At 67.9% G+C, this 23,853-nt stretch carries 24 protein-coding genes; 15 read left to right on the top strand and 9 right to left on the bottom strand.

The features are described from left to right. Window positions 1–134: 134 nt before the first annotated feature. The 7 genes from NDI65_RS10115 to NDI65_RS10085 form a co-directional block, all read right to left on the bottom strand. Complete coding sequence (locus NDI65_RS10115; RefSeq protein ID WP_089780510.1) at window positions 135–1,091, bottom strand: hypothetical protein; 957 nt, start codon at window positions 1,089–1,091, stop codon at window positions 135–137. 22 nt (window positions 1,092–1,113) lie between these two features. Then, a complete protein-coding gene (locus NDI65_RS10110) occupies window positions 1,114–1,644 on the bottom strand; it encodes a hypothetical protein (RefSeq protein WP_089780512.1) in 531 nt (176 codons plus the stop codon). Between the two features lie 5 nt (window positions 1,645–1,649). Next, complete coding sequence (locus NDI65_RS10105) at window positions 1,650–3,485, bottom strand: spermidine synthase (protein WP_089780514.1); 1,836 nt, start codon at window positions 3,483–3,485, stop codon at window positions 1,650–1,652. 75 nt (window positions 3,486–3,560) lie between these two features. Beyond that, window positions 3,561–4,286, bottom strand: a complete 726-nt coding sequence (locus NDI65_RS10100) for a hypothetical protein (RefSeq protein ID WP_310893625.1) — start codon at window positions 4,284–4,286, stop codon at window positions 3,561–3,563. A 93-nt stretch (window positions 4,287–4,379) separates the two neighbouring features. After that, on the bottom strand, window positions 4,380–4,982 hold the full coding sequence (locus NDI65_RS10095; RefSeq protein WP_226908748.1) for a hypothetical protein: 603 nt from the start codon (window positions 4,980–4,982) through the stop codon (window positions 4,380–4,382). A 160-nt stretch (window positions 4,983–5,142) separates the two neighbouring features. After that, window positions 5,143–6,309, bottom strand: a complete 1,167-nt coding sequence (locus NDI65_RS10090) for a hypothetical protein (RefSeq protein ID WP_089779966.1) — start codon at window positions 6,307–6,309, stop codon at window positions 5,143–5,145. A gap of 259 nt (window positions 6,310–6,568) precedes the next feature. Then, window positions 6,569–7,831: a glycosyltransferase family 2 protein gene (locus tag NDI65_RS10085; RefSeq protein WP_089779969.1), complete on the bottom strand. Its 1,263-nt coding sequence runs from the start codon at window positions 7,829–7,831 to the stop codon at window positions 6,569–6,571. A 158-nt stretch (window positions 7,832–7,989) separates the two neighbouring features. Between NDI65_RS10085 and NDI65_RS10080 the strand changes: the two genes are divergently transcribed. The 11 genes from NDI65_RS10080 to NDI65_RS10030 all read left to right on the top strand — a co-directional run bounded on the left by NDI65_RS10080 (window position 7,990) and on the right by NDI65_RS10030 (window position 17,908). Further along, window positions 7,990–8,631 carry a helix-turn-helix domain-containing protein gene (locus NDI65_RS10080; RefSeq protein WP_089780516.1) on the top strand — a complete coding sequence of 214 codons (642 nt, stop codon included), beginning with the start codon at window positions 7,990–7,992 and terminating at the stop codon, window positions 8,629–8,631. Window positions 8,632–8,764: 133 nt separating this feature from the next. After that, window positions 8,765–9,004, top strand: a complete 240-nt coding sequence (locus NDI65_RS10075; protein WP_089779971.1) for a 4Fe-4S ferredoxin N-terminal domain-containing protein — start codon at window positions 8,765–8,767, stop codon at window positions 9,002–9,004. Then, on the top strand, window positions 8,997–11,516 hold the full coding sequence (locus NDI65_RS10070; RefSeq protein ID WP_089779973.1) for a molybdopterin-dependent oxidoreductase: 2,520 nt from the start codon (window positions 8,997–8,999) through the stop codon (window positions 11,514–11,516). The genes NDI65_RS10075 and NDI65_RS10070 overlap by 8 nt, the downstream gene beginning before the upstream one ends. A 2-nt stretch (window positions 11,517–11,518) precedes the next feature. Continuing rightward, window positions 11,519–12,340, top strand: coding sequence for a sulfate reduction electron transfer complex DsrMKJOP subunit DsrO (dsrO, locus tag NDI65_RS10065; RefSeq protein WP_089779975.1), 822 nt, complete (start codon window positions 11,519–11,521; stop codon window positions 12,338–12,340). After that, window positions 12,340–13,653 (top strand): NrfD/PsrC family molybdoenzyme membrane anchor subunit, encoded by a 1,314-nt coding sequence (gene nrfD / locus NDI65_RS10060; RefSeq protein WP_089779976.1) that lies wholly within the window; start codon window positions 12,340–12,342, stop codon window positions 13,651–13,653. Before dsrO ends, nrfD begins: the two co-directional genes overlap by 1 nt. Then, a complete protein-coding gene (locus NDI65_RS10055; RefSeq protein WP_089779977.1) occupies window positions 13,650–14,237 on the top strand; it encodes a molecular chaperone TorD family protein in 588 nt (195 codons plus the stop codon). The genes nrfD and NDI65_RS10055 overlap by 4 nt, the downstream gene beginning before the upstream one ends. A 152-nt stretch (window positions 14,238–14,389) precedes the next feature. Next, window positions 14,390–14,863 (top strand): molybdopterin-dependent oxidoreductase, encoded by a 474-nt coding sequence (locus tag NDI65_RS10050; RefSeq protein WP_089779978.1) that lies wholly within the window; start codon window positions 14,390–14,392, stop codon window positions 14,861–14,863. Between the two features lie 4 nt (window positions 14,864–14,867). Continuing rightward, on the top strand, window positions 14,868–15,638 hold the full coding sequence (locus NDI65_RS10045) for a molybdenum cofactor guanylyltransferase (RefSeq protein WP_089779979.1): 771 nt from the start codon (window positions 14,868–14,870) through the stop codon (window positions 15,636–15,638). A 96-nt stretch (window positions 15,639–15,734) separates the two neighbouring features. Beyond that, window positions 15,735–16,649 carry an extracellular solute-binding protein gene (locus NDI65_RS10040; protein ID WP_089779981.1) on the top strand — a complete coding sequence of 305 codons (915 nt, stop codon included), beginning with the start codon at window positions 15,735–15,737 and terminating at the stop codon, window positions 16,647–16,649. Then, window positions 16,630–17,439 (top strand): ABC transporter permease, encoded by an 810-nt coding sequence (locus tag NDI65_RS10035; protein ID WP_089779983.1) that lies wholly within the window; start codon window positions 16,630–16,632, stop codon window positions 17,437–17,439. The genes NDI65_RS10040 and NDI65_RS10035 overlap by 20 nt, the downstream gene beginning before the upstream one ends. Window positions 17,440–17,506: 67 nt before the next feature. Beyond that, on the top strand, window positions 17,507–17,908 hold the full coding sequence (locus tag NDI65_RS10030; RefSeq protein WP_089779985.1) for a MaoC/PaaZ C-terminal domain-containing protein: 402 nt from the start codon (window positions 17,507–17,509) through the stop codon (window positions 17,906–17,908). A 67-nt stretch (window positions 17,909–17,975) separates the two neighbouring features. Here the strand turns inward: NDI65_RS10030 and NDI65_RS10025 are convergent, their stop codons facing one another. After that, window positions 17,976–19,466 carry an aldehyde dehydrogenase family protein gene (locus NDI65_RS10025; RefSeq protein WP_089779987.1) on the bottom strand — a complete coding sequence of 497 codons (1,491 nt, stop codon included), beginning with the start codon at window positions 19,464–19,466 and terminating at the stop codon, window positions 17,976–17,978. A gap of 388 nt (window positions 19,467–19,854) precedes the next feature. Between NDI65_RS10025 and NDI65_RS10020 the strand changes: the two genes are divergently transcribed. From NDI65_RS10020 to NDI65_RS10010, 3 genes are all read left to right on the top strand, one after another. Continuing rightward, the gene (locus NDI65_RS10020) at window positions 19,855–20,070 is read left to right on the top strand and encodes a hypothetical protein (protein WP_089779989.1); all 216 of its coding nucleotides are present in this window, start codon (window positions 19,855–19,857) and stop codon (window positions 20,068–20,070) included. A gap of 244 nt (window positions 20,071–20,314) precedes the next feature. Then, on the top strand, window positions 20,315–21,052 hold the full coding sequence (locus NDI65_RS10015) for a sporulation protein (RefSeq protein ID WP_089779991.1): 738 nt from the start codon (window positions 20,315–20,317) through the stop codon (window positions 21,050–21,052). Between the two features lie 78 nt (window positions 21,053–21,130). Next, a complete protein-coding gene (locus tag NDI65_RS10010; RefSeq protein WP_089779993.1) occupies window positions 21,131–22,141 on the top strand; it encodes an aldo/keto reductase in 1,011 nt (336 codons plus the stop codon). 25 nt (window positions 22,142–22,166) lie between these two features. Here NDI65_RS10010 and NDI65_RS10005 read toward each other — a convergent pair whose 3' ends face one another. Further along, entirely contained in the window at window positions 22,167–23,186 is a 1,020-nt protein-coding gene (locus NDI65_RS10005; protein ID WP_310893624.1) for a GNAT family N-acetyltransferase, read from the bottom strand. A gap of 260 nt (window positions 23,187–23,446) precedes the next feature. Here NDI65_RS10005 and NDI65_RS10000 point away from each other — a divergent pair, with 260 nt between their 5' ends. Continuing rightward, entirely contained in the window at window positions 23,447–23,839 is a 393-nt protein-coding gene (locus NDI65_RS10000; RefSeq protein ID WP_089779997.1) for a pyridoxamine 5'-phosphate oxidase family protein, read from the top strand. The last annotated feature ends 14 nt before the right edge of the window (window positions 23,840–23,853 follow it).

The raw sequence follows: 23,853 nt of genomic DNA, 5'->3' as shown, positions 1-23,853 counted from the left end.
GCGAGTGGGGCGGGCGAGTCGGGGTCGGAGTCGGCGAACGCGCTCGGGCGTCGGGGCGACGCTCGAACGCGCGGACAGTCGTACGTGCAACATTGTCCTGTGTTCTGATATATATCTTCGGACCGGGACCGGCGTCAGTCGAATATCTCGCGGCGCTCGGACGCCGAGAGTTCGGCGTGAATCGCGTTCGGCGAGCAGTGTTCGCACTCGCGGGCGGGGTTGGTGCTCTGCTCGAAGGTCCAAAGCGGCCACCCGAAGAGGAAAAACGCCTCCATCTGGTGGCGCTCGATGATGGCCTCGGCGGGCTTGCCGCAGTTCGGGCACCACTCGTCGCCGTCGGCCGGCTCTTGGAACGTCACCTTCCGACGGCCGAATCCGGCGTTCGAGTAGGCCTCGCTTCTGGACATCTCGACGAGGTCCTCGGCGGGGTACGGGTCGGCGTCGACCGCGTTGTCGAAGCCGGTGTCGGTCTCGACGCTCGACGCGAGGTACGGGCCGACGCTGACGGTGTTGTCGTAGCCGACGAAGTGAACCGAGACCGCCGCGCCCCGACCCTCGACTCGCACCTCGTGGCCGTGGCCGACGAGGTAGAGTTCCACGTCGGAGCTGACTTTCGTGAGGTCGATGTCGTGGGCCATGCCGACCGCGTAGACGCCGGTGTCGGGGTCGGTCGCGCTCCCCGACTGCTGCCAGCCGAAGGTGGAGACGTCGTAGTCGTCGGGGGCGGCGGCGGGCGTCGCGTCGCCCGCGTAGACGTTCTCCGCGCCGGGCGCGGAGACCGCGCCGTCGGCGGCGTCGGCCGCGATGAACACGTCTTCGGCGTCGTCGAGGCGCACGTCGCCGTCGACCGACTGGACGTAGCCGTCTTCGAGACTGCCGCGGATTTCGGTCTCGACGGCCGCGTCGCCGACGGCCGCGTCGTCGCTCACCGGGGCGTGGGTGAAGACGTACTCGGCGTTCTGCACGGTGAGGTCGCCGGCGACGCTCGCGCCGCCGACGAACACGTCCGCGGGGGCGCGGAGTTCGACCGGGGGTCGTTCGGAGCCGTTGAGCGTCACGTCGCCGTCGTAGGTGGAAGCGTTTCGGGTCATCGGTGGGTCTGTCGTTCGGGAGTTATCGCTGAGCCGCTCGTCTGGGAGTCATCGTCGTCTCGGTGTACAGCGCGAGGTCGTACTCCGGGTAGGTGTGGTACGTCTCGTAGCCGCCGTCTGCGACGCGGATGGTGGTCCACGCCTCCGGTTCGAACCGATAGGCGACCGTCGCCGTCTCCGGGCCGGGGAAGGCGTCGAGCGGCCGCCCCTCGACGACCGTCCGGGCGTCGAGTCGGTCGCTCTCGAAGCGGAACTCGCGTTCCGCGCCGGCCGAAAGCGGCGTCTCGTGGGTTCGCTCGTGCGGCAGCGGCTCGCACGAACACAGCTCGTGGAAGTCGAGCGCCGGCAGGCCGACGTAGTGGGACGAACCGATGACGGTGAGCACCGCCGGTTCTCCCGCGAGCGTCGCCGGGGCGACCGTCTTCACGTCGACGGTCGTCAGGTCGGGGACGTCGGCGCTGTAGCCGAAGTACAGCTCCGTCGGTGTCTCGGCCGACTGCGATGGGTCGGAGCCGGCGGGCGGTTCGGTCGTCGGGTGTGAGTGGGAAGGCATAGTGGTCAGGTGTCGACGAGGATGTCGTAGTTCGGGTGGAAAATGGAGTTCTCGCGGACGCCGCGGTAGTGCGGGACCGCGTGCCACTCGACGGAGCCGTAGTGCTCCTCGCGGGCGCGGACGTACTCGGTCGCGCCGTCGCCGGTCAACCGGGGGCGCTCGCCGGGCGCGAGCACGTAGAACTGCTCGACGCGCTCGGTCTCGCCGTCGTCGTCGAGGTCCTCGCGCACCCAGTAGGACAGCTCTCGGGTGAAGCCCGCGGCACCGACGGTGTTGACGAACGCCTTGTGGTGTTCGGGGTAGGCGTCGGGCGAGTAGCCCCACGTCACCGCGACGCCGTCCTCGGAGAGATGCGTCCGGACGGAGCGGTAGAACTCCGTCGAGTAGAGCGTGAGCAGGTCGTCGTCGGTCGCGCCGGGAATGTCGAGCAACACGAGGTCGTACGTCTCGTTCGTCTCCTGGAGGTAGCGGTAGCCGTCGGCGACCGTCGTGTTCAGCCGGTCGTACTCGTAGGCGTCGTCGTGCCAGCGGCGGAAGAACGGGTCCGTCTTCGCGTCGCGCATGAACTCGCCGTCGAGGTCGACGTGGTCGACGGTGACGCCGTACTCCCGCAGGTGGTCGATGGCGATCCAGTCGCCGCCGCCGACGACGAGCACCTTCGTCTCGGGGCCGGGTTCGACGAGCGACATCGGCACGTCGACCAACCCCCGATGGTAGCTGTCGGCCCAGCTCTCGCAGAGTTGGACGGCCGCGCCGAGGCGGAGACACTGCTCGGTTCGCCCGTCGAAGTACGGGTTCGGACCGGTACCGGTCCACGTGCGGTCGTACCGGATGACGTGCTGGTAGGCGGTCGTCTCTTGGGAGGTGACCGTCGCGCGCATCGCGCCCGGCGAGTACTCGTTTTCGATCTGCTGTTCGAGATAGAGCTGTGACAGTCGCTCGTCGGCGACGTCGTGTTTGGCGACGACGCCCGCGTAGGTCGCCGTCAGGAGCAGGCAGACGACGAGAAGCGTCTTCGAGACGCGAGCGGCCGAGAGCGAGCGGTCGGCTCGCGCGCTGGCGGTCGCGTTCCCGTCGGGTGCGGCGCTGGCGGACGGAGCGGGACTTGCTGACGACGCGTCGCCGCCGAGGGGCCACCACGACCAGTCGCCGAAGTGGGCGACGAAGACGAGCGCGGCGACCCCGTTGAGGAGCGCCAGCACGAATATCGTCGGGATGAGGCCGAGGCCCGGGTAGAGGACGCGGGCGTAGACGACGGCACCGGCGAGGCCGCCGACGTAGTCCATCGCGAGGATGACCGAGAGCCCGCTTCTGCGGCCCTCGGTCCGCTCGACGGTCCAGAGGGTTCCGATGGCGGCCACGACGAAATCGTGGATTCGGGTTCCGGCGTCCCGGAGCAACGAGGGCGTCGCCGACCCGTCGTCGTCGAGTTCGTCGAACATGCGGGTCAAAAGCGGGAGTTCGAACCCGGAGAGGAACCCGACGACGACGACCGGCAGGCGGGCGACGGTCCAGACGAGTTCCGCGGGCACGGCCTGCGGGATGCGGACGCTGTTGAGACCGACGATGAGCAGGAAGCCCGCGGGCGCGGCCGCGGCCAAGAGCACCTCGGTTCGGAAGAAGTTCCCGCCGAGGGTCGCGCCGTCGAGGTCGTCTGAGAGCGCCGCGCCGATGCCGAGGCTGAAGAAGTACAGGCCGACCGTGATGACGTACTGGGTCACCGTCCCGCCGTACATCACCGTCAACAGCTCCGAGTAGACGAACTCGTAGGCGAAGCTACAGAACGACACCACGAAGGTGAGCGTCAGGAGCGTCGCCGTGTCGGTTCGTGTGTCAGACATCGATAGAGAGCGAATCGGTCGCGGCGGACGCGGCGGTGTCGCCGTCGCGGCCGCCGCCGTCGTCGTTCGTCCCGCTCAGATGCGCGGGGAGACTTTCCACTCTTCCTCGATGGAGTACCCCGCGTCGCCGATGCCGTCGGTGACTTCGAGGTCGTAACACTCCCAGCGGAAGTCGTGGTTCACGTCGTCGCCGACGACGTGCGCGCCGACGCGGTACCAGCCGTCCTGTCCGAGCTGGCTGTCGTCGTCGATGTCGTACTCGACGGTGTCGTTCGGGTCCTGAATCTCGCGGTCCCACGGCACCGGGCCGGCGTCGGGCGCGTCGTCACGCATCGCCGCGGTCGACCCGAGGTAGGCGACGCCGAGCGCGGCGACGCCGACCGGGAACCGGCTCACTTTCCCGGTGTTGTTCTCGTACCAGTCGTCGGCGTAGTCGCCGCCGTGGTACCACGCGTGGCCGTGGACCGTCCGCGGGGCGGAGGCGTAGCCGCCCGTGCCGCGGCCGGTCGCGCCGCGGCCGCCACCGCCGCCGCTCTTGCCTTTCGCGCTCGCGACCCCGACGGGGCTGAGCGCGGCCAGCGACTGCGGGTCGAATCCCGACAGCGACGACTGGTCGGCGGCTTCGTAGCGGGACATCACCCACGTCTGGTCGGCGAGGTCGACGACGAGCGAGCCGTCGGACACCTCGAAGTCGGAGACGACGCTCGATTTCCGCGGGGGAGGGGAGTTCGAACCGAGACAGCCGGCGAGTCCGCCGACGGCCCCGAGACCGGTCAGTTGGAGGAACGTACGACGCTTCATGGGGACTCTCGTCTCTGTCAATCAGAAAACTAGGATAACAGTCTTGTGGTTCGATACGTCTCGCGCGACGGACAGTACGGTTCGCTGATCGGTCTAGGAGGGAACCACCCGGAACGCGGCTCTGACGCTCCCGACGACCAGCCTGTCGAGCGAGCGCGTCGCCGCGCCGAACGAGACGAAGAAGACGACCATCACGAGGAACTCGACGAGGGGGAACGCGCCGAACAGGAAGACGCCGAGACCGAGGTCCGCGACGAGTCGGATGAGCGCGATGCCCGCGTCGACGGCGCGGTCGAACGTGACCGCGGCGATGAACCCGGCGACGACGGCGACGACGGCGGACGACAGAAGTCGGAGCGCAGAGGGGGCGGCCCGCACCGACCGCGCGCCGTCGGTTCGGCGGCCGTCGTCGGAGACGAGCCCGAGCGCCGCGAGTTGCCGGCGGAGTTGGTCGAGCGTCGTCACCGCGAAGACGAACCACAGCACCGCCGCGAGTCCGAAGCCGACCGCCGACGCAGAGAGCCCGGTGACGGCGCTCGTCAGGATATCGACGACGGTCGGCGTGGCGCGCTCGACGAACAGGTAGAAGACGACGAACCCGAGTGCCGCGTCCACGGGTCCGTACGCCGGGAAGGGCTCGCGTCCCCGGGGCCGGTCCGGGTCGGGTTCGGGGTCGGCCCCCGCATGCGCGTTCATGTGTGAGCGGACGTGCCCCGAGCCCATCAATCGGCCAGTCGATTTTGTCACGGCGCGGGAGCCGGCCCCCGAGCGTCGTCGGTGTCACCGACTTCGACCGAGGGCGGGCGCGACCGCACTGGGCGCGCGACCGCGTCGAACGCACTCGATTCTCGACTCGCTACGCGGCGAGCGGGATGACGAGGACGAGTAGCTTCGCGTAGACTACCATGAACAGGAGCGCGAAGGGGTAGGTGTTACCGTAGCCCGCGGCGACCTCGTCGGCCCCGGTGGCGTCGACGGCGGCCGCGAGCCCTTTCGTGTCGGTGTGGCCGCCGGTGATGCCGCCGGCGGCGCTTATCCAGTCCATGCCCCAGACGTACCGCGTGAGCGCGAGGCCGGCGAGGATGGCGACGAAGCTCGTGAGCGCCGAGGCCGCCACGATTTGGAGGCCGTACTCGGCGATGGTGGCGAGGAAGCCGCCGCCGGCACCCACGCCGACGACCGCGAGGAACATCGCCAGCGTGAACGCCCGAATCTCCGAGAGGATGCCGGTGTCCATCCGCGTCGGTACGGGGCCGACCCGGCCGAAGTAGCCGAAGACGAGCGCCGCGACGAGCACGCCGCCGGTCGTCCCGAGCGAGGGCGTGCCGAACGGTCCCATCGGAATCGGAATCGACCCGATGACCGCGCCGGCGACGATGACGAGCGCGTAGCCCATCACGCTGAACGTCACCTCGGTGACCGACGAGCCCGATTCGTCGTCGTCGGTGCCGCCGATAGCCTCGTCGAAGCGGCGTTTTTCGTCATCGAGGTCGAGGCGGGCGATGACGGGGTACAACTGCTGGAACACGACGATGACGAGCACGCCGACGACGTAGCCGACGGAGTGACCGATTTGGTAGTCCTGCCGGACGGCCGCGGGGAGCGCCTCGATGGCCGACCCGAGCCCCGGACTGCTCGTCAGCGCGCCCGAGAACGACCCCATGATGAGGGGCGTCGACGCGTTGGGGAAGACGAACTGCGTCCAGACGTACGTGAGCGCCAGCGCGACGGTCGGCATCAGCACCGCGACGGCGACGAAGTTGAGGCCGTACGCCTTGACGGTTCCCTCGATTTCGTGGGCCGCGATGAGGCCGACCGCGGCGACGAACAGCGCCAGCGTGAGTCCGCTGTACGCGTCGGGGACGGTGAAGCCGAAGTGGCCGAGCACCAACCCCGCGAACAGCGGCCCCGCGACGCCGAACTTGACGCCGCGGACGCTGATTTTGCCGAGCCCCATCCCGATGAGCACCGCGAGGAACAGGACGAACAACCCGTTGCCGACGAGTGAGTCGACTATCGCCACGGGAACTCACCCCCGGTACCGAGACGGTACGCGCGGGCCGTCGTGCCGGTCACAGCCGAGCGCCGTGAACGATAATGATGAATTTGATTTCTCGGTGACATACGAGTAACAGTTCGCGGATTCGGTGGATAAGGCTTGATTCGATTCCCACGGGATGGCGACGCGGGAAAATCGACAGACAGTACCGGCGAACACGCTGTATTTATCGGGGTATTATCGGGCGCAACCGCGAGAACGACTCGGCTCGGACGAGCCCATATTAATCATCATCGATATGAAACGATTCGCGGAGTTCGCTCGTGAATCTGGTCACATCCAGCTGTTCCGGCAGGTCGTTCCGGCCGTCGTGGTCCGTGAGCGAGCCGGGTTCGAACGCGGGGTTGCGCTCTTCGACCGTCTCCAGCGGCACCTTCGTCGTGACGGTGAAGTGTTCGACCGGGGAGACGAACCCCCAGAGGGCGCCCGCGGTGTTGAGGACGACGAGAATCGGCGTCCACGGGACCGCGAGGAGCGCGAGTTTCGACTCGGCCCAGTAGCTCGCGACGCCGACGCCCGTCACGACGAACAGCGTGGCGAACTCGATGAGCGAGCCGATTCGGTAGAGCATCAGGTCGGGGAGCGCGCCGGGGACGAGGAACGTGACGACCGTTATCAGCGGGATGAGCGGCGAAAAGCCCCACGCGACGAGGCGGAACTGCAGGAACGCCTGATAGTGCAGCGGGAGCAAGTCTGAGTCCTGCCGCGTCCCGGAGAACCACCGCCGCCGCTGTTTGAGCATCGTCGGCACCGACGGCGGGGCCTGATTGCGGAACTTGCAGTTCAGCACGGTGAAATCGAGGTCCGACGCGCTGGCGGCGCGCCACGCGAAGTCCGTGTCCTCGGTGATGGTCTTCGAGTCCCACGTGATTTCGTTTTCGAGGCTCGACCGAATCGCGATGCCGCCGCCCCACGCGTACAGCGGGAAGCTGAACCGGCCGAACGCCCGCTGTTCGCGCTGGTAGCCGATGCGGAACACCTCCGAGAGGTACGTCACCCACGACCCGGTGTACAGCGGAAGCTCCGTAATCTGGACGATATCGCCCTCCGGCAACCCCGCGAAGTTCGCCATCAGCGTGTCCTCGTCGAGGTAGAGGACGAACTCCTCGTCGCAGGGCACCTCGCGGCGCGCCCATTCGAGCGCTCGGCCCTTGTGGGTCGCCGTGCAGGTGAACTCCTCCGGGACGACGTGGACCGACGCGCCGTCCACCGAAATCGGCTTCTCGGCGACGACTCGCACGTCCGCGAGGTCGTCGGGGACCGCGTCGACCGTCGACTGGACGATGTCCGCGGCGTCGATGGTGATGACGCGCACTTGGATGTCGTCGTAGCCGTAGACGACATCGCCGGCGGAGGTCGTCTGTCGCCACGCGAGGACGAGCACCTCGACGAGCCACGTGAAGACCGACGCCGAGTAGAGCACGAAGACGGTCCAGACGAGCATCAGGAGGACGAATACCGCCAGCTCGGACTGGACCCCGAACATGTAATTCAGAAATGCTTTCTGAGAATAATGAATGTGTGGATTTCGGACCCGACGCCTCGATTCGGGCCGGCGACCGTCTATGCGCCGACGAGACGGCGGAGTTCCGAAACCTGAGAACCAGCACAACCCACTTCCCCGGTGTTGACCGACTGAACACGATGGCTGATTCCACGGGCGGCGTCGCGGAGGCGGAACACGACACGTCGCGAGAGCAACACATCCGACTCCTGTTGGAAATCGAGCCCGCGAAACGCTGTTCATGCCCGTTAGCCGCCCCCGAGTCGTCGGTCGAGAACGTTCACACCCAGCTTGACGGAGACACCTGCCACGCCGAAGTAACCGTCGGCGACGGGGAAACCTCGAAGGTGGTTCACACGACGACGCACGTCGGCGACGACTGCCTCTGTCGGGCGTTCGGGGAGTTCGGGTGCGTGCCGCGTATCCGACGCGCCGACGGGAAACACATCGTCGTCGAGACGTATCTCTCGGACCGCGAGACGATTTCGAACCTCGTGGGGCGGCTCGACGAGGTGGCCGAGCGCGTCTGTCTCAGGCGGCTCACCTCCGACGGGCGCGGCGATTCGAACGAGTCGAAGACGGCGACCATCGACCTCTCGTCGCTCACGGCGAAACAGCGCGAGGCGGCGCTCATCGCCGTCCACCACGGCTACTACGAGACGCCGCGGCGGACGGAGTTGGCGGCGCTCGCGGAGGCGCTCGGCATCTCGAAGTCGGCGCTCTCCCAGCGGCTGAACGCGGTGGAAGCGAAGCTCGCGACGGCGGTGTTCGACTCCGAGTGACGGCCGAGTCGGCCGAGCGAAAAACGGCAGACGGTTGACGTCCGAGGCGGTCCGCGCGTCGGCGAGTACATAAACTGCTTCATTATCCAGCGGGCGGCCTACCGGGGGAGGCCTCCACAGTACGTGTGTACCTATGACCGACCCACAACAGCCGCGACTGACTCCGCTCGACGAGTGGGAGTCGGAAGCGGCGACCATCCTCGACGGGGGCGACTACGACGCCGAGTTGGGACTGCGGATGGCCCGCGACGCGATTCGGGTCTCGAACGGCGAGCTCTCCGACGCGGCGTTCCACGAGAAATATCACGAGGCGGTCGTCGCGGAGTTCGGCGAGGACTCCCGCCCGACCGAGCCGGAGGGGTTCGATGAGTGACGACGGGAGCGGCCCGAAGGGGGGTGACGGCGACGGCGTGTTCAGACGCGACGTGCTGAAGGCCAGCGGGGCCGCGGCCGTCGCGCTCGGACTCGGGGGCGGCGGCTACGCCTCCTCGCTGGCCGAGACCGGCGACGAGGCGGCGTCGAGACAGAACCCCGGCATCGAGAGCTACGTCGGACAGGACGAGATTATCAGGACGGCGTGCGCGCCGAACTGCCGCGGGAAATGCCCGCTCGAAGCGCACGTCCGCGACGGGCGCGTCAGGAAAATCGAGCCGCAGATTCCCGAAGACGAGCGGTACAAGCGCGCCTGCACCCTCGGGCTGTCGCACACCCAGCGCATCTACAACGCCACGCGGCTCAAATACCCGATGAAGCGCGTCGGCTGGGAGCCGGGGAGTCCGAACCCCGAGGGCCGCGGCGACGACGCCGAGTTCGAGCGCGTCGCGTGGGACGAGGCGCTCGACTACATCGCCGCCGAGATGGAGCGCGTCCGCGACGACTACGGCCCCGAGAGCGTCTACTTCGAGACGGGGTCGGGAAACAACGGCGTCAGCGGCACCATCCAGAGCCGGCTGTCGTCGCTGTTCGGCGGGACCCAGAAGTCGTGGTCCATCGACATCAACGTCGGACTCGGCTTCAGCCGGCTCGCCGGGGCCGGCTTCTTCAACGTGCCGACCAACGAGGTGGTCGACTGGCGGAACGCGAACACCGTCATCGTCTGGGGGTCGGACATCTTCGCCAGCAACCTCCAACAGGACGCCTCGAAGCTCCTCGACGCGGTCGAAAACGGCGCGAAGCTCGTCTGCGTCGACCCCGTGTTCACGAACACCGCCGCGAAGGCCGATCTCTGGCTCCCCATCAAGCCGGGCAAGGACACGCTCCTGACCCTGTCGATGATTAAGACGGTCCTCGACGACGAGACCTACGACACCGAGTTCCTCAGAAGGCGGACGCTCGGGCCGGCGCTCGTCCGCGACGACACGGGCGAACTGCTCGACGCGAGCGACGTGTTCGACGACGTGACCGAGGACCTGCCCGTCGCGGTCGACGAGTCGACGGGCGAGCCGGTCGCGCTCGAACCCGAAACGTACGGCGAGTACGCGCTGTTCGGCGAGTACACCGTCGCCGGCGTCGCCTGCCACACGGCGCTTTCGCTCCTCGAAGCCCACGTCGCCGACTACGACGCCGACGCCGTCGCGGCCGAGGTCGGCATCAACGCCGACAACATCCGGACCGCGGTCCGGTGGCTCGCCACGCGCGGCCCCGGCGGCATCGCCTCGGGCTACGGCGTCGACCGCTACAAGTACGGCCACACCTTCGGGCAGGCGTACGCCATCCTCCTCGGGCTGACCGGCGACTTCGGTCGCCACGGGAGCATTCAGGGGAGCCACCCGCTCGGCGGGTCGTACGACGACGGCGGCTACGGCTCACCCGAGGACGGGCCCGGAACGACGTCGCTCCCGCAGACGGACATCCTCACCGCGATAGAGTCCGGCGACCCCTATCAGCTGAAGGTGATGTACTCCCAGGAGTCGAACTTCATCGCCAACCAGATGCCGGACAGACAGCGGTGGCTGGAGGCGTCGAAGAACCTCGACCTCATCGCCGTCGCCGACATGCACCACACGCCGTCGGTCCAGCACGCGGACATCATCCTGCCCGCGTCCCACTGGTTCGAACGCGAGGACGTCGTGGACACGTGGGGCGGCCACCCCCACATCATGTACCGCCAGCCCGCCCACGACCCGCTGTGGGAGTCGAAGTCCGACCACTGGATGCTGGTCAGGCTGGCCGAGCGCCTCGGCTTCGGCGACTACTTCAACCGCGACAAGTCGGCGACGCTGCGCGAGATGCTCGCCCACGACGACGAGGTGGACTACGAGACGCTGAGAGAACAGGGGACGGTGAAGGTGAGCACGCCGGTCGTCAAGTTCACGGGGCCGTTCAACACCCCGTCGGGCCGGCTGGAACTGTACGACGAGGACGCGCCGACCGAAAACGGCGTCACGCTGGAACTGCCGAAGCACATGGAGAGCCGGACGGCCGACGACTGGGACACGGCGGCGGACTATCCGCTGATGTTCATCCAGAAGCACTCGAAGTGGCGCATCCACTCGCAGTACGAGTACCAAAACTGGCTCCGGGAGATAAACAACGAGCCGCAGTTGGACATCAACCCGAAGGACGCCGCCGCCCGCGGCATCGAGGACGGCGACTACGTCCGCGTCCACAACGAGCGCGGCGAGATGGTCGTGAAGGCGAAACTGAACGACGGCATGCAACCCGGGCTGGTGAACACCGACCAGGGCTGGTGGGGACGCGACTACGTCCGCGGCCACCACAACGACCTGACGCACACGGACGTCTGCGAGGTGACCGGGAACTTCGCGTTCTACGACACCAGGGTCGAGGTCGAACCGGCACCGAGCGACGTCGACACGAGCAAGTACACGAGCGGCCAGCCGACCGGTTCGGGCGCGACCAGCGCCGGGGCGGGAGGTGACTGACCATGACTAACTACGGCTTAGTAATCGACCAGGAGCGGTGTATCGGCTGTCACGCCTGCGCCGTGACGTGTAAACAGGAGAACAACGTCGGCCTCGGCCAGTACTGGAACCGCGTGCTCACCGAGGGGGGCGACAAGATGGACACGCCGGCCGGGACGTACCCGGAGAACGGCGAGGACGGCACGCTGGAGATGTCCTACCAGCCGACGGCCTGCCAGCACTGCGAGAACGCGCCGTGCGTGAAAGTGTGTCCGGTCAACGCGACCTACACCCGCGAGGACGGCATCGTCGAAATCGACTACGACAAGTGTATCGGCTGTCGCTACTGCATGGCCGCCTGCCCGTACAACGCCCGCGTGTTCAACTGGGACGAACCGCAGACGGTCCCCGAAGACGGGACCGGCGACGTGCCGGCCCGCCCGCAGGGCGTCGTCGAGAAGTGTACGTTCTGTTCCCACCGCGTCGAGGAGGGGCTCGACCCCGCCTGCGTCGTGAACTGCCCGGCTGACGCCCGCATCTTCGGCGACCTCGACAACGAGGAAAGCACCGTCTCGAAGTACATCAGGAAGTACCAGACGACGCGACTGCTCGAAGACCGCGGCACCGACCCGAAGACGTACTACATCCGCGGCGAGATGAGTCCGGGTCGCCCGCAGACCTCCGACAAGATGGAGAGCGAACTCGACGACGTGTCGGTCTGGTCGGAGCCGAAGGACAACGGTCCGGTCGAGGAAACCGGCGGAAGCGGCGGCGGCGGGTCGCACGGCTCGCTGTCGAACGACGCGCTTCCGCACGTCCCCGCGTTCGAGGGGGGTGACGACTGATGTCGAGAGAGACCGCCACCTCGCGGTTCGTCGTCCCCGAGTTCGGGAGCGCCGGGAAGCTCTGGGTGGGCTTCCTCGCCGCGCTCGTCGTAGTCGGCGTCGCCGCGTGGGCCTACCAACTCGCCACCGGCCTCGTCGTCACGGGGATGCGCAACGTGTTCTCGTGGGGGCTGTACATCATGATGTTCGTCCTGTTCGTCGGGCTGTCGGCCGGCGGGCTCATCATCTCCAGCGCGCCGAAGTTCTTCCACTCGCACCGCTACGAGGGATTCGCCCGCCTCGGCGTGCTGGTGAGCCTCGCGTGCATCACCGTCGCCGGGCTCCTCATCCTGCCCGACATCGGCCGCCCCGAGCGCCTCTACCAGTTTTTCACCTCGCCGGACTTCCGGTCGCCGATGGTGTGGGACTTCGGCATCGTCATCCTCTACGGCGCGCTGAACCTCTGGTATCTCTGGCTCCTGACCCGGCGCGACCTCGCGGCCCGCGGGTCGCGGCTGGCGCTCGGCGTCGAGGACACGGACGCCGGCCGCGAGCGCGACCGGACGCTCATGTTCTGGACCGCCGCCGTCGCACTGCCGACCGCGGTCGCGCTCCACTCGGTCACCGGGTGGATTTTCGCCACGCAAATCGGCCGCGGCGACTGGTTCAGCCCGCTCGTCGCGCCGGTGTTCATCGCCAAGGCGCTCGTCTCCGGCCTCGGCCTGCTGTTGGTCGTGTCCGTCCTCGCCTCGCGGTTCACCCGCTTTACCGTCGACCGCGAGGAACTCACGAGCCTCGGGAAGGTGCTCGGCATCTTCCTCGCGTTCCACGTCGTCTACCTGCTCGCGGCCGAGCGCCTCCCGCACGCGTGGGCCGACCACTTCGGGTTCTGGGCCATCACGGGGAGCTTCCTCATCGGCGAGTCGGCGTACTTCTGGCTCTGGACGGTCGTCGGCGGGGCGGTCCCGCTGGCGATGCTCGCGCTCCCGTCGTTCCGCGAGCGCGTGTCGGTCATCTTCACCGCCAGCGCCCTCGCGGTGTTCGGGACGACGTTCGAGGGGGTTCGGTTGGTCTTCACGGGCTACGACGCGGCCAACATCGACGCCGCGCCCGGCATCTCCGTCGGCGGCGAGTACGCCGGGGTGACGACCGACATCTGGGCGAGCGCGGGGTCGTACACCCCCACGCTCGTCGAGATTGCGGTCACCGCGGGCGTCATCGCCATCGGCGCGCTCATCGTCACCTTCGGACTCCGGTACGTCCCGATTCAAGCCGAAAACGAATCGACCGCGGTGGCGACCGACGGAGGCGAGACGCGGGGGGAAGACCGATGAACGAACCCGCCGCGCGAAACGCGAGCGAGGAACACGACGCGGCCGGCGGCGCGGCCGGCGACGCCTTCGAGTCGGCCCGGACGGCGACGTACGCGGTCCTCGCGGCCTGCTGGCGCGAGCCGACCGAGCGGTTGGTCGACGTCGCCAACGGCGGCGGGCTGTCGGCGCTTTTCGGCCCGCTGGAATCGCTCGAACTCCACGCGCTTCGGAGCGAGTACGCCCGGCTGTTCATCGGCCCGGACGGGCCGCCGTGTCCGCCCTACGAGAGCGTCTACCGCGACAGGGAGAGCGACGACGAGTTCGGCGAGGTACTGGGGCCGGCGACGATGGCAGTCGAGCGCTGGTATCGGGCGTTCGGCGTCGAGCACCGGCCCGAGCAGCGCGACCTGCCGGACCACGTGGCGACGGAACTGGAGTTCTGCGCGCACCTCGCCGAACGCGGCCGCGACGACCGCCTCGACCAGTTCCGCGACGAACATCTCACGCGGTGGGTCGGCGACCTCTGCGACCGGGTCGAAGCCGAGACGCGGTCGCCGTTCTACGCGGCGCTCGCCCGGACGACGCGAGAGGTGGTCAAAGACTGACACTCGGCCGCGTTGGAACCGCCGAACCGAATAGAATCGCCAGTTCGCTCTCGCACCGAGCCGACTCGGTTTTCGGGGGCTCTTTAAAAGCCTTAATTATCAGCGGTTACATACACCGTTAGAGTCAACCAATATCGGACTAGTGAGTACGCATGCACGCACACCACGACCGGTCGCGGCCGGCGACCCCCCTCTCCGAGCCGATTCTCGTCCGCGGCGACAGTAGGGTGTCGCTGTCCGGCCCGGAGCTACGCGGGTTGCCCGCCGAGGACCGAACGGTGACGGTCGCGTGCGCGTCGGGGACGCGACACACCGCGACGTGGACCGGGGTTCCGGTCCTCGACCTCTTTGCCGACGCCGGCCTCGACGACGAGACGACGCACCTCGTGGTCGAGAGCGCCGACGGCTATCGGGTCTGCATCGACGTGTACGCCGCGTTCGACGCCGTCGTCGCCTACGCCCGCGACGGGACGCCCATCCGCGAGGAACACGACTACGAGACGCGCTTTATTGCCCCCGACGTCGACGGGTCGCGGACGGTGAAAGGCGTCCGCGCCGTCGAGGCGCGCGCGCTCGACCCCGCAACCGACCCCGAATCGCTCGAAGACATCTTCAAGAAGCCCTGACCAGATGACGCGAGAGAGACAGAACCGACCGAGCCGGACGGACGCGCCGACAGCGGCGACCCCGCCGAGTCCACGGACCGCGCCGGACGCGACGGCCGTCGTCCTCGCCGGCGGCGAGAGCAGTCGCTTCGGACCCGGACACAAGGCCCTCGCGACGCTCGACGGAGAGCCGCTAATTCGGCGCGTCGTCGGGACGCTCCGAACCGTGACGGGTCGCCCCCCGATAGTCGCGGTTCGGACCGCCGGCCAGCACGAGCGTCTCACCGCGGCGCTTCCGGCGGCGTGGGGCGTGCGGTTCGTCGGCGACGACCCGAGTCTGTCGGGGCCGCTCGCCGGCGTCGCCGCGGCCGCCGAGGCGGCCGCGACACCGTGGCTGTTCGTCGCCGGCTGTGATATGCCGCTTCTCGAACCGCACGCGGTGGCGGCGCTGTTCGAGCGCGCCGCCCGGCGAGACGGCGACGGCGACCACCTCGTCTCCGCGGACGGTGACCGCCTCGCCTCCACCGGCGGCGACCGTTCCGTCCCGCCGGCCATCGTCCCCGTCTCCGAGCGGGGTCACGAACCGCTCCACGCCCTGTACCGTCGGTCTGCGGTCCGGGACAACGCCTTCGAACTCGCTCCCGACGACGGCCTCGGGGCGCTCTTGGACCGCGTCGACGGCGTCGAGTACGTCGGGTTCGACGCGCTTCCCGAGAGCGTCGGCCGGTCGGTGACGAACGTGAACACGCGCACTGAGTTGGCGCGGGTCGCCGCCGGGTGCGAGGTGCGGCGATGAGATGCGAGGTGCGGCGATGAGATGCGAGGTGCGGCGATGAGATGCGAGGTGCGGCGATGAGATGCGAGGTGCGGCGATGAGATGCGAGGTGCGGCGATGAGTCGTGACGCGCGCGGTGCGTCGAGCAGGCGGACGTTCCTCGCGGCCGTCGGCGGGGTCGCGGCGGCCGGTTTCACCGCGACGGCGGGCTGTCTCGGCCGGGCGGGCTCGACACCGACCGTGTCGGTTCTCGCCGCCGGAAGCCTCCAGCGGGCGCTCACCACCGAATTCGAATCGCCGGAAGGGACCCGCGTCGAGGTCGAGGCTCACGGCTCAGCGCGCGTGGCTCGGATGGTCGCCGACGGCCAACGCGACCCCGACATCGTCGCGCTCGCGGACCCGACGCTGTTCGACGCGCCGCTTTCGGTGCCGTGGTACGCCACGTTCGCCAACAACGCGCTCGTCGTCGCGTACAACCCGCAGACCGACGGCGGAACGCGGGTCGCCGAAGCCGCGTCGTGGCCCGACGCCCTCCTCGACGACGCGGTCAGCCTCGGCCGAACCGACCCCGACCTCGACCCGCTGGGCTACCGGACGCGGTTCGCGCTCGCGCTCGCGGCCGACCACTACGACCGGCCGGCGCTGGCCGACGACCTGCTCCGGCGCGACCAGGTATACCCCGAGACGCAACTGCTCGCGCAGTTCGACGCCGGCGGCGTCGACGCGGCGTTCGTCTACCGGAGCATGGCCGTCGAGCGCGGCTACCCGTCCCTCGAACTCCCGGCCGCAATCAACCTGAGCGACCCCGACCACGCGTCGGCGTACGAGACGGCTTCCTACACGCTTCCGGGGGGCGTCACCGTCCGCGGTGCGCCAATCCGGTACGCCGCGACGCGCCGCACCGACACGGCGGCGGCGAAGTCGGTGTTCGAGGCGCTCGTCGGGACCGCCGGCGACCTCCTCGAACCCTCCGGGTTCACCGTGCGCGAGAGCCACCCACACTACTTCGGAGATGTCCCACCGACAGCCTAACCGCCGCGAGCGCGGCGTCACGCGACTCCTGCCCGAGACGTGGCGAGGCCTGACGCTGGTTCTCGCCGGGATGCTCCTCATCTACTACCTGCTTCCCATCGGCGCGCTCGTCCTCGCGCAGTCGCCGGCGTCGCTGGCCGCCGACGTGACGAGCGAGGTCGTCCTGACCGCCGCCACCAACTCCGTCGTCGCGGCGACGCTCAGCACGCTGGTCGCCGTCGCCTTCGGCGTCCCCTTGGCCTACTGGCTCTCGCGCACGTCGTTCCGCGGCCGCGACGTGATTCTGGCGCTGGTGATGCTCCCGCTGGTTCTCCCGCCGGTCGTCAGCGGGATGCTACTCCTCAAGCTCGTCGGCCCCGCCGGCCTCGGCCAACTGACGAGCGTCCCGCTGACGCGCTCGCTCGTCGGGGTCGTCCTCGCCCAGACCTACGTCGCCTCGCCGTTTCTGGTCGTGACCGCGAAGACGGCCTTCGACGGCGTGGACAGACAGCTCGAAGCGGCGGCCCGCTCGCTCGGCGAGGACCGCGTCGGGAGCGTCCGGCGCGTGACGCTCCCGCTGGCGAAACAGGGCATCCTCGCCGGCGTGACTCTGACGTTCGCCCGGGCGATGGGCGAGTTCGGCGCGACGCTCATGCTGGCGTACTACCCGCGGACGCTCCCGGTGCAAATCTGGGTGTCGTATCTCTCGACCGGCCTCGACGCCGCGTTCCCCGTCGCGCTCGTCCTCGTCGGCATCGCCGTCGGGGCGATTTTGCTGGTCCACGCGCTGGGGACAAACCCGTGGGAGTGAGGGCGGGCGAGACATCGGCGTCACGCCGCACCCGAGGATTGAGTTCGGCGGCCGTCGAAGCGACCGTATGCCAGTCGCGACCGTCGGCGACCGCGCGGGAGCGGAGCGCGCAGTGACCGAGGAGACAATCGACCGATTCGCCGAGGTATCGGGCGACGAGAACCCGATTCACCTCGACGCGGAGTACGCCGCCGAGACGACGTTCGGCGGGCGCATCGCCCACGGGATGCTCGCCGCGTCGGTCGTCAGCGCCGCGCTCGCGCGGCTTCCGGGCGATATTGTCTACCTCTCGCAGGACCTGTCCTTCGAGCGGCCGGTCCGCCCCGGTGACACGGTGGTCGCCGAGGTGGCCGTGGTCGAGTCGCTCGGCGGCGACCGACTCGCCGTCGAGACGACCGCGAGCGTCGGCGACGAGACGGTCGTCTCCGGCGAGGCCGTCGTGTTGTCGCTGGCGCACGACGGGGCGTGAGAGGACGGAACGAAGGGAGGAATCGGGCCACCGACCGCAGTTCTCACTCAGTTCGGCGTCGTCCGGCTTACAGCGGGTAGTCGCGCGGTTCGTGCTGGAGAGAAATCCACTTGTCCTCCGTGATTTCGTCGAGGAAGGCGTCGCTGTTGTAGGTGCCGACGCCGGAGGCTCCGATACCGCTGAACGGGACGTGCGCCTCGTCGTTGATGGGTTGGTCGTTGACGTGGACGTTGCCGGTCTCCATGCGGAGGGCGATTTCCTTGCCTGCGGCGAGGTCGCCGGCGTGGACCGACCCGGAGAGACCGTACTCGGTCGCGTTGGCGAGTTCGACCGCCTCGTCCACGTCCGAGAACGGAATGACGGGCGCGATGGGACCGAAGTGCTCGTTGCAGGCCGCGGCCATGTCGTTCGTCACGCCCGAGAGGACGGTCGGTTCGACGACCAGCGAGTCGTCGACGCCGTCGAGGTCGGCCGTCGAGCCGCCGGTTTCCAGCGTCGCGCCGGCGTCGACCGTCTCCTCGACGTAGCCCAGCATCTCGTCGCGCTGGGACTCGTCGATGATGGGGCCGACGACCGTGTCGCCCTCGTGGGCGGAGCCGACGGGCAACTCCTCGGCCCGGGCGGTCAGCTTCTCGACGTACTCGTCGTAGACCGACTCGTGGACGATGTGGCGGTTGATGGAGATACAGACCTGCCCCTGGTGGACGAAGCTCCCGAAGACCGCGGCGTCGACCGCGCGGTCGACGTCAGCGTCCTCGGTCACGACGTGGGCGTTGTTGCCGCCGAGTTCCATCGCGGGGACGGCGAGGTTCTCTCCGGCGATGCCCGAGACGCGCTTGCCGACTTCGGTCGAGCCGGTGAACGCCACCACGTCGCTCTCGGGGTGGCCGGCGACGCGGTCGCCGATTTCGGAGCCGCGGCCGGTGACGACGTTGACGACGCCCTCGGGGAGGTCGGTCTCCTCGAACAGCTTGGCGAACAGCAGCCCGCCGGTGATGGGGGAGTTGGTCGAGGGCTTCAGCACGACCGCGTTGCCCGCGGCGACCGCGGGCGCGACCGCCCGCATCGACAGGTTCAGCGGGAAGTTCCACGGCGAGATGACCGTCACCACGCCCTTCGGGTTCTTCTGGACGATGTTCTCCTTGCCGGGGATGTTGGAATCGACGTACTCGCCCCGCATCCGCCGGGGGAGCGTCGCGGCCTCGCTCGCGTGGTCGGTGGCGATCTGGACGGACGTCTCGCCCATGATGCGCGAGCCGCCGACCTCGTGTGCGAGAAGGTCGATGATTTCCGCTTCGTACTCCCGCAGTTTCTGGAGGAACTGCTCGACGACTTCCTGTCGTCTCGCGGGCGGCGCTTCGGCCCACTCCGCTTGGGCTTCGGCGGCCGCCTCGTAGGCGGCGTCGACGTCGGCCTCCGTCCCGCGAGGGACGTGCGCGACCGTCTCGCGGGTCGACGGGTCCTCGACTGCGATGCTCTCACCGCTCTCGCTTTCGGTCCACTCGCCGTCGATGTACAGGGCGTTCCAGTCGGCGTCGGTGGCGATTTCGTCGACCATGTGCAGCCGTTCGTTGGGGACTGCCGGATAAATGGGGCCGTAATGGGGAGAAGGGCTCGCGTTGCGACAGCCTCAAAAACGTCTGTCCCTACGACGCCGGCCGACGGTTCGAAGTCCCACGGTAACAGCAGGACGAGGCAGACAGGACAAGGCAGGACAAGACAGCACAGGACAGCTATCGGTTCACGCATCCGCGAACGGAGCGAGCGGTTCACCGCCGGCTTCGAGGCGGAAGCCCGAGGAGTCGGCCATTTTCGCCCGGGGGGTTTCGAGGAGCGGTGTGCGACGAAGCGAGAACACCCGACGAAGAAGAACGGAGGGTATCGGAACACCCGAATCGACACCCACCTTCTTTACGGAGCGCTCCGTGGTTGCGAATAGAGGCTCGATGACACCGAATCAGGGTGGACACACGCCGCTTTCTCCTCGCGCGACGCGAGCGTTCGAGCATCTCCGACCCCTCGTCACCGACCGCGACGCGGGGATGCCCGTGGCGGACGCTCGCCGCCGGGTTCGCTCGGCGGGCGAAGACCCCGAGGCCGTCGACGAACTCCTGAACAAGGGGTATCTCTACGAAGTCGAAGGCGACGTGTACGTGACGTGACGGCCGTCGCGCCGGCCTAACCGGACCCCGATGGTGGGCACCGAACCCGGTCCGGACGCGAAGCGGCGCGAGGCCGAACGCCGACCCGTGACCCGCTTTCGGGGTCGGGGGTCGACTACCCCGTGACACGCGAAATCCTCGAACGATATACCGACCGGCCGACTCGTGAGACGCACGGATCCGTCACGAGAATCGCGAGGGCCACGAGATACTTACACCGCGAGCGACACCTGCGGCGTGCATCATGAAGAAGGTCCTCGCACGAATCGGGATCGGCAACGCGACCGTCGATACCGTCCTCCCCTCCGACACCGTCCGCCCCGGTGAGACGGTCGACGCCGAGGTTCGCATCGAAGGAGGGTCGACGGAACAGGAAATCGGGAAGATTCGGTTCGAACTGGAGACCCGCTACCGGACCGAAGAGGGCTACCGTGAGATCGATATCGCGCAGTACACCCTCGCGGAGAGCCTCACGGTCCACCCCGACGAACAGGAGGTCCGGGACGTGTCGCTCGACATCCCTCACGGAGCCCCAGTCACCCTCGGGAACGTCGACGTGTGGGTCGAGACGGAACTCGACATCGAACTGGCAGTCGACCCCGAGGACAAAGACTACCTGAACGTCCAACCGACGCCGCGGCTGCAGTCCGTCTTCGACGCGCTCGACGACCTCGGCTTCTCGCTGCACAGCGCCGAGTGCGAGGCCGACCCCCACGGCGTTTTCGCCTCGACCCGGCGGTTCGTTCAGGAGTTCGAGTTCCGACCCACGTCGGGGCCGTTCGCCGGTGAGTTGGACGAACTCGAAGTCGTCCCCCGACCGGGAGAAGACGCGCTCGAACTGTACCTCGAAGTCGACCGCCGCGGCGGCGTGCTGAGCGAACTCGGCGACTTCGACGAGCGGGCGGTTCAGACGACGGTTCGGACCACCGACGCGAGCGAGGTACGCGACGAACTGGCGTCGCTGATTCGCGCGAACGCCTGACTGGAACGCGGTCAACTCACCCCAATCGCCTTCCGGCTACCCAACGTTTTTGCGGTAATTCGGCGTATCTGCGCGGGCATGACGACACTCGAAGACATCGACCTGGATTTCGTTCCGTTCGGCGAGACGGGCCTCCGGACGAGCGAACTCCAGTTCGGGACCTGGCGGTTCGGCAAGGAGACCGAACGGGGGAACGTCGAAATCGACGAGGAGCGCGCGCACGAACTCCTCGACGCCTACGAAGCGGCCGGCGGTCGCTTCATCGACACCGCGGACATCTACGGCGGCGGGGCGAGCGAGCGCTGGATCGGCGACTGGCTCGAAGATCGAGACCGAGAGCGGTTCACCATCGCGTCCAAAATCTACTGGCAGATTCGAAGCGGCGACCCGAACAGCCTCGGGACGAACCGGAAGAACGTCCGCCACCGCATCGACGCCCTGCTCGACCGCCTCGATACCGACTACGTCGACGTGCTCTACATCCACCGCTGGGACGACGAAACCCCCACGCGCGAGATGATGAAGACGCTCAACGGCCTCGTCGAAGACGGGAAGGTCCACTACCTCGGCGCGTCGACGCTCCGACCGAACGCGTGGAAGGTGGCGAAGGCGAACGAAATCGCCCGCGCCGAGGGCTGGGAACCGTTCACCGTCGCACAGCCGCGGTACAACCTCGTCGACCGCGAAATCGAGGGAGACTACTTGGAGATGACCCGCTCGTACGGCATCGCGGTGTGCCCGTGGAGCCCGCTCGGACAGGGCTTCCTCACCGGGAAGTACACCCGCGAGGAGGGCCTCACCGGCGAGTCCCGCGCCGCGGAGTCCAGTCGGTTCGAGGACTCCTACCTGACCGAGGAGAACTTCGACGCGCACGACGAACTCGACGCGGTCGCCGAGGAAGTCGACGCGACGCCCGCACAGACGGCGCTCGCGTGGCTCATGCACCGCGACGGCGTGACCGCCCCCATCGTCGGCGCGCGCACGGTCGAACAGCTGACCGAGAACCTCGAAGCCGCCGCCATCGACCTCAGCGACGAGCAGGTCGACCGCCTGACCGAGGCGAAGCCCGACCCCTACGCGGGGCTCTAACAGTCAGGCGAGGCAGTATAGTCCGCTACACCCCCTCGCGAATCGTCTTGTAGAGGTGCGCGAGCGTCTTCATCCCCGCCGCGTTCCGTTCGAGGCTGTAGAAGGGGTGGAGTTCGGGGTTGAACTTCGCCTTGTATCGGTTGATGCGGCGGTTGTTCGCGCCGACGAGGTCGTAGGTGGTCCGCCCGCGGTCCATCGCGTCGCGCATGATGCGCCAGTCGAGCAGGTCGTTGATGGCGAGGTCGGAGTCGATGTCCGTCCGAACGCCGCCTTGCCACCGCGAGACCGTCTCCTTGTAGTCGACGACGAGGATACCGCCCGCGAACTCGCCGTCGGTTCGGAGGACGTAGGGTCGAATCTGTCCCTCGGGGAGGGTCGAATAGAGGTCCCTGACGAACCCCGGAGTCGACCGATAGGAGATACCCTGCGACTCGTAGCGCGAGGCGACCTGTTCGACGATCTGTTCGATTGCCTCCGGGCCGCCTTCCTCGATGGTGTACGCGTCGTCGGGCGCGTTCCGGATGTTCGACCGGGCGTCGCTGCTGAAACTCATGAACACGTCGTCGACGCCGGGCGAGAGGTCGACGTGGTAGGTGTACTGCGGCGTTATCGCGTAGTCGTTCCACGAGAACGCTCTGAGGTCGTCGTACCGGCCGTCGAGGCGGATGTGAGTGTACCGCGGACGAATCTCCTCGCGGACCCAGTCGAGGCAGTCGTCGATGAACTCGTGGTGTCGGCCCTCGCGCTTTCGCTGTTTCATGTGGTCCATGTTCAGGAGGACCGGACCGAGGTACGCCACCCGAAGCTCCGGCGGCGGTGAGAACACCGTCGCTATCGGCCCCTTGTTGATTCGGAACAGCGGGAACAGCCCGACGACTTCCTCGCCTTTGCGACCGACGAGCGGAATCAACTCCGCGCCGGCGTGCGCCGCCTGAATCTCCAGTGCGTCGAACTGATGGAACGCGTTGCCGTGGGGTGACTGTTCGACGAACGTGTCCCAGTTGTGGACGTCGTCTTCAGTCGCCCGCCGAACCTCGATACTCATGAGTAAGCTGCCTGAACTGTCGCGTCCGACCCCTTTGTTATGCGCCCGTTATGCGGGGGATTTCACCCGGTTCGGACGGGTCACAACCGCATCACGGCATCGGTTAACGGCAAATTTCTGATAAGAATCCGAAGACGGTGCGAACGTTTACGGGTCGGAAGTCGGCGAGCCGGGAGACAACCGTCGAAGCAGGGACTACCCTCGCGTTTGTAAAATCGGGTCGGAGCCACCGTTTTACGCCGGGAGACAGATATCTAACCATGTCAAGCCTCTCCGAACGCGCCGCGGCGCTCGTGACGAGCGAACCGCTCATGGCGCACCTCGCGACCAGCGTCGACGACCGGCCTCACGTCGCCCCCGTCTGGTTCGACTACGCGGCCGACCGCGGGGTGTTCGAGGTGCTCACTTCGGGTCGAAAGCTCGAAAACATCCGCGAGAATCCGCGCGTCGCGCTCTCCATTCAGAAAGACGAGCGGGGACAGGCGCAATGGAAGGTGACGGTGCTCGGGACGGCCACCGTCGTCACCGACGAGGACGCCGTTCGAGACGCCACGCGGCGAATCAACCGGAAGTACGGGACCGAGGAGTCGGCGTGGCCCGAAAACGAGTTGGTCCGAATCTCGGTGGGGACCGCGGCGGTCAGCGAGTACTGAGGCGGACAGCCGGA

Source organism: Haloferax sp. S2CR25, from assembly GCF_031624535.1.
Classification (GTDB): domain Archaea; phylum Halobacteriota; class Halobacteria; order Halobacteriales; family Haloferacaceae; genus Haloferax; species Haloferax massiliensis.
The sequence above is the reverse complement of the archived record's forward strand: the minus strand, read 5'-3'. Positions and strand labels throughout refer to the sequence as shown.